The sequence below is a fragment of the Mesorhizobium sp. M7A.F.Ca.US.005.03.2.1 genome (assembly GCF_003997795.1).
Lineage (GTDB): Bacteria > Pseudomonadota > Alphaproteobacteria > Rhizobiales > Rhizobiaceae > Mesorhizobium > Mesorhizobium ciceri.
Window position 1 is genome coordinate 1 of sequence record NZ_RZRP01000401.1, and the last position, 5680, is coordinate 5680.

6 protein-coding genes and 1 tRNA gene are annotated in these 5680 nt (G+C 58.9%); 2 read left to right on the top strand and 5 right to left on the bottom strand.

Annotation, left to right across the window (positions count from 1 at the left end):
- Positions 1-185 precede the first annotated feature (185 nt).
- Both EN991_RS21185 and EN991_RS21190 read left to right on the top strand, forming a co-directional pair.
- Positions 186-887, top strand: coding sequence for a GntR family transcriptional regulator (locus tag EN991_RS21185; RefSeq protein WP_245461027.1), 702 nt, complete (start codon positions 186-188; stop codon positions 885-887).
- Positions 888-1005: 118 nt separating this feature from the next.
- Positions 1006-1575 carry a TMEM175 family protein gene (locus EN991_RS21190; RefSeq protein WP_027161123.1) on the top strand — a complete coding sequence of 190 codons (570 nt, stop codon included), beginning with the start codon at positions 1006-1008 and terminating at the stop codon, positions 1573-1575.
- A gap of 28 nt (positions 1576-1603) precedes the next feature.
- On the opposite strand, the gene EN991_RS21195 is transcribed toward EN991_RS21190, so the two are convergent.
- The 5 genes from EN991_RS21195 to EN991_RS21215 form a co-directional block, all read right to left on the bottom strand.
- A complete protein-coding gene (locus EN991_RS21195; RefSeq protein ID WP_127369480.1) occupies positions 1604-2365 on the bottom strand; it encodes an SDR family NAD(P)-dependent oxidoreductase in 762 nt (253 codons plus the stop codon).
- Positions 2366-2577: 212 nt separating this feature from the next.
- Positions 2578-3558, bottom strand: a complete 981-nt coding sequence (locus EN991_RS21200; protein WP_127224210.1) for a hypothetical protein — start codon at positions 3556-3558, stop codon at positions 2578-2580.
- A 398-nt stretch (positions 3559-3956) separates the two neighbouring features.
- Positions 3957-4733: a hypothetical protein gene (locus tag EN991_RS21205; protein ID WP_127224211.1), complete on the bottom strand. Its 777-nt coding sequence runs from the start codon at positions 4731-4733 to the stop codon at positions 3957-3959.
- Positions 4734-5057: 324 nt separating this feature from the next.
- Positions 5058-5134: transfer RNA gene (locus tag EN991_RS21210), tRNA-Arg, on the bottom strand.
- A gap of 253 nt (positions 5135-5387) precedes the next feature.
- Positions 5388-5680 (bottom strand): ATP-binding protein (locus tag EN991_RS21215; RefSeq protein WP_164760230.1); only part of this gene is annotated, 293 nt, incomplete at its 5' end.

Genomic DNA, 5680 nt, shown 5'->3' on the forward strand with positions numbered 1-5680 from the left:
CTATTTTGTATACAATTTAAAGTGTAGCTTCGGGATCAGCGATGTCAACACCGATCGGCGCGCCTGGGGTCGTCGACCCGGGCTGGGAGATGGGGCGCCGGAGCGTGGCAAACCGCGCCGACTTTGAATACAGCTATGCGTGAGAACGTATGCCGGCAGAAAGACCGGAGAACTGGAAACGGAACTTGGCCAAGGAAACCAAAAACACGCTGCGCGACTCGGTCTATTCCGCGCTCAAGGCGATGATCGTGACCGGCCAGATCCCGCCGGGATCGCGCGTCACCGAGAACGACATCGCCGCAAAACTCAATGTCAGCCGCACGCCGGTGCGCGAGGCCTTCAACCGCCTCGAGCGCGACGGCCTGGTCACCGGCCGGCCGCGCCAGGGCTATGTCGTCACCGAGTTCGACATCAACATGTTCCGCGAGGCCTTCGAGATCCGCGAACTGCTCGACGGCCACGCGACGGAACTGGCCGCCGCTGCTGCGACGGAACAGGACAAGGCGCGGCTGCGTGTCATGCTGGCCGAATGCGAGCGGCTGGCCGCCATTCCGGAGCGCACCACGCGCGAAAAATTCCAGGAGCTCGAAGTCGGCATCGACCTGCACCGCGTCATCGCCGAAATCAGCGGCAATGCGATGCTGCATGGCATGCTGTGCGGCATCCTCGACAAGTGCCAGCACTATGTCTGGACCGAACTGTTGTGGCTCGACGAATGGAAGATCGCCCGCGACGAGCATGCCGAGATCGTCGAGGCGATCTGCGCCGGCGATGCCGCCCGAGCCGGCACGCTGGCCCGCGCCCACGTAAGGGGCTCGCGCGACAATGTGCTGCGCCTGCTGCAGGCGAAATCGGACTACCAGAGTTTTCTGGCCAAGGCGTCCTGAGCGGCGCTGGTGGCGGCGTCAGATGGTCCATATGGATATTGCTATCGACAGCACTACTATATGTCTCACGAACTGCGACGAGGACGGTCCAGTGCTTCCCTCGACAGGGCTCGATCGGTTGAGCGCATTTTCGGATGGCGTGTTCGCCGTCCTCATCACGGTGCTGGTCCTCGACTTGCGCCCGCCGGAGTTGCCGACGTTCAAGGCGCTTCTGGAGCTCTGGCCGACATGGCTGAGCTACAGCGTCAGCTATCTCTTCATCGCCATCGTCTGGGCGAACCATCATCATCTGTTACGCCACGCCAGGGAGGCGACAGCCAGCCTGATGTGGTACAATTTCGCACATCTGTTCTCGGTTTCGCTGCTGCCGCTGGCGACCGCGTGGATGGCGGTCAGCGAGCTGGCGCCGCAGCCGGTCGCCTTCTATGCCGCCGTCTTCTTCCTGGTGAACCTGACCTACATTCTTCTGATCCGCGAACTCATCGACCCGATGCCGGAGAACGCGGTTCCGCTCGCGGTGCGCAAGCGCATGCGCATCCGGTCGCTCGCGACGCTCTGTCTATTCGCGCTGGCGGGGCTGGTCGCCCTGAAATATCCAGTCGCGGGCTTGGCGATCTGTTGCTGCTGCTTGGCCGTCTATCTCAGGCCGGAAGCGCCGGGGGCAGGCAAAAGCTCGGGCAAAGGCTGAATTCTCGCACCCGACGCGTTAAACGGCTTCAGCCCTTGCGCTCCTGAAGGCTGTTGCCGCCATCGACCACCAGCAGGGCGCCGTTGACATAGCTGGCGCCTTCCGAGGCCAGGAACACGACCGCGGCGGCCACCTCATCCGGTCGCCCGGCCCGCGCCGGCGGCGTATTCAGGGCGGCTTGCCGCTCCATCTCGCTCGACGACCCTGTTTCGATCCAGCCGGGAGCCACGGCATTGACGGTCACGCCGCTTTTCGCCACTTCGAGCGCCAGCGTGCGTGTCAGGCCGACCATGCCGGCCTTGGCGGCGGAATAGGCTGATGTGCCTTCGAAAGACACCAGCGGCCCGGTGACCGACGCCACATTGACGATGCGCCCGTAGCCCGCTTCGACCATCGCCGGCAGAAACGCCTTCGTGACGAGGAATGCCGTCTTCAGGCTGACGTCGATCCCCTGATCCCAGTCGGCCTCGGTCATGGCGAGAAACGCCTTGTCGACCGATGGCGATGCCAGCGAGCCCATGCCGGCATTGTTGACCAGTATATCGACCGCGCCGACATCGGCCCGCAGCCGCGTGACATCGGCAGCGATGGTGAGATCGGCGATTGCGGCCCTGGCATCGATGCCTTCTGCACGGAGCTCAACGGCGCGATCGAGCACACGTGCACTGGCACCGGTGAGAAAAACGGCATGGCCGGCTTGGCCGAGCTGCCGGGCAATGGCAAAGCCGATGCCGTCGGCCGCTCCGGCCCCGGTGATAAGTGCTCGCTTGGTGGTAGTGATGGATGTCAATTCAGGCTCCGTTGGTTCCGCCTGCCGTGCGCGGTCGAACGCCAGCGGTCACAATCGTCGAACCATATAATCCATGGGGTACATAGCGCGCCTATTTTTCCTGTTAAATCGCATGCAGCGCGTCGACGGTATGGAAACCCGAAACACGTTCCATCATGGAAATTCAGTCCGACCAGCTCGCGGCTGTGAAAAAGAAGTAGGGGGAAATAGTCCTAGGTTGTGACAGGCTTCGGCAAGGTGAGCCAAGGTGGACGCTTGAGGTGGACCCGACTGCCGCCGACACTTATCTTGCGATCATACCGGGCTGAGAACTCGGAAATGAGCATGAGCGCCGCGAAGTAGGCTTCCGTCGCATAGCGGATTGTCCATTTCGTACCCAGACCGTACCGTCCTTCCATCATCTCGCGTGAATTGGGGAGCTTCTTTAGGAGGCCGCGGTTGATGCCGGAACAATGCGGAAGCGCGTCGTCGTAAAGGTAAAAAAGGTCGTGGGTTTCACGATACTTTCTGCCTGTCTTTTGAAGAATGAATGCCTTTATCGTCCGTTCGATTGCCATCTGCATCGACCACATTGCAGCGCCCCTTGCGGTATCACTATCAGTAAGCAGACCTATTGCCGCGTTTTGAAGATCAGAAAGAACCCCATCAATCAATTCCGTGATTTCATGATCCGGCGCGGTCACTCCCATCGTGTTCATTCTGATCCTGCGCAAGGCGGTGGCCACCGCCGTCGTCCTCGTTTTCAGTTTTCGGCTTTCCGTCAGGTCTATCTTCGCGAGGTTGGGCGGGTTTACGAGCCAGTCGGTGGGCGTCTCGCCCTGTTCAATGCCAAGGGGGAAATGAAGCCAAACGGTTTCACCAGGTGTCCCCGGCGTGGTGCGTGTTAGTGGAACGCGGATTTCAATCGGGACATGCCGAACAAGCACTACGCCCGACGCAAAACCCTCCCCGCTACTCTGATCAAAAGCACTTCCGTAGGTATCGCGATACCATGTCTCAATATGGTGGAAGATCACCGCAAACCATGGTTTCCCTGCAAAATCCTCCTTCGTGTCGCCCCGAATGTCCAGAATGCTTTCTAGAACGAACTTGATTGAAGCCCTAAGCGGACGTTGCCAAAGTGGGAGCTCCTCCACCTGAAGCTCCAAGTCGATTAGCTGCATATGCTCGGCAATAGCTTCTTCAAGCGTCACTTAGGACCTCCGGTCGTGCGGAACAATTATATGATGGAGAAGGAAGTAACGGACAGGTCGACGCTTTTCCCATAGATGTTCGAAAATTGCGGATTGTTGCCCCGTCGCCGCGTTCCCATGTTCCGGCACTCAAACCGGAGACAATGAAATGCCGAAGTCAACAATCAGTGCCGCCCTTTTACAAGAGCACCTTCACGGTGGCGGGTCGGTCTATGAAGAGGGGCAGAAAGCCTGTCGACGCCACGTCCCGCTGCGCAAATGCCCCTATACGGATAGCGGTCGCCGTGAAAGGTGGATGAAGGGCTGGCACGATGAACAGGCTGAGTTCATGACCAGCTAGGTCGTCCGCATGAGATCTATGAGGTCTGCCGAACTTGAACTGAAGCGCAAGGAGTATTTCAGTCCTCCCGGTTCGCCCATGCGATCATTTCGTCCGTCACTTGAACCGGTCGGGACTGATAGAGCTTTGAGATTGTTACGAACCGATCAAGGACCTTTTGGTCAACATCCGCGTCCACGTCAAAATCTCGTTTGAGCCGTTCTTTGGTTTCCCGCCAGACCTTCAAGGCGTAACCTGCCAAATCCTCCTTGATCGAAATCTTGAAGGGGTCTTTGATGTCTTCAGGTATCTCGCGAAACTGCGCCCAGCGCCGATTGTAGCCTTCATTGTCACGGACGGGACTTCCAAACTCCTGCTCGATCCTTTGCCTTGCAGCCTCTTTTCCTTTATTCGTAGCGGCTCTTAGTTTCCTGATTTCGGGCATCGTCATGTCGAAAAGGAAAGTGTCATCCATTTCCTTTTTGATGTCCGAAAAATCGACCTTCTGTCCAAGGGTGTTGTGCTGCGTGACAAGATCATCATAGAGCTTCCAATGATCATTCCACTTTCCTGCAACCCCGATACGCCCCGCCTTCACCTTTCCAAGTATAACTTCCCGCGTGTAGATCGAAACGATATCGCGCAAGCGTTCAATGAGGTCAGCGGCTTCTTTCTGCTTGTCCTCCCAAAGCTCCGCTTCAAAGCCCAGCCCTTTGAAGCGTTTGAAGCGCGAAACGTTGGCGTAGAGAAAGCTGAGAAAGCCAAGGCCAAAGACTGCGGCGGCTTCTGTCACTTTTTCCTGATAGATCAATGTCAGGCTCGCGCCGAGCAGGGCCAAGCCGACGATCACAAACAAGACCCGTTCCCAATTCGTAACGAACCACTTCCCAAAGGGTTTAAGCATTGCCTTGATTGATCCCCGCGCCTTCTTGCATAGATGGCGGGAAGATCGGCAATGCGCAACTGCTACCCGTTCCGTGAGGCTGCCCGAGAATGGCTTCCTCACGGTTTGTCACCCTCGATGAGAGTAGGACAGCCAGTGAACCGCATATGAAATTAGTGGGAGTATCCGTGGGGCTTTGAGCCCCATTCCGGGATTTTTACGGCTTTTTGTTCCCCTCTAGGCTGTTGAAGGCAACATAGAAAAGGTCGGAAATCCCAACGGTCTCATATAATTGTTTGGCGCGCCCGAAGAGATTCGAACTCCTGACCCCCAGATTCGTAGTCTGGTGCTCTATCCAGCTGAGCTACGGGCGCGCAACAGGCCATGCTTTCCATGACCCCGCAATCCGATCGTAAACGACCGGTCGCGACGAGACGTGTTCCCTAGCGACTGAATTTCGGAAAAGCAAGCCGATCCGGCAAAAGTTTTGTCACAAGTGCCTTGGTTGGTGATGAAGGCTGGGATTCCGGCAGATGGCAACGGTCCGAAGTTGAGCCGGTTCCTGCTCATTGGAAGAAGCATCGGGCCAGAGGACAAGAGGGCCGGGCGACCCGGCGCTCTAAACCGTCACGCCGGGCGGCGCAGGCCGTTGCGGGCCTGGTCGAGCCGGACCGGCTGGTCGGGGATGGTGACGGCGAATGTGGTGCGCCCGCCAATGCTCTCGACCAGCTCGACCGTGCCGCCGTGCGCGCGGATCAGTTCGTGCGCGATCGCCAGGCCAAGGCCGGTGCCGCCGCTGCGCGCCGAGCCGCGAAAGGCCGCGAACAGGTTTTCGCGCGCCTTGGGCGGCAGGCCGGGGCCGGTGTCGCTGACGGCGATGCGGCTGACGCTGCCCAGGCGCACGGCCGACACCGCCAGGC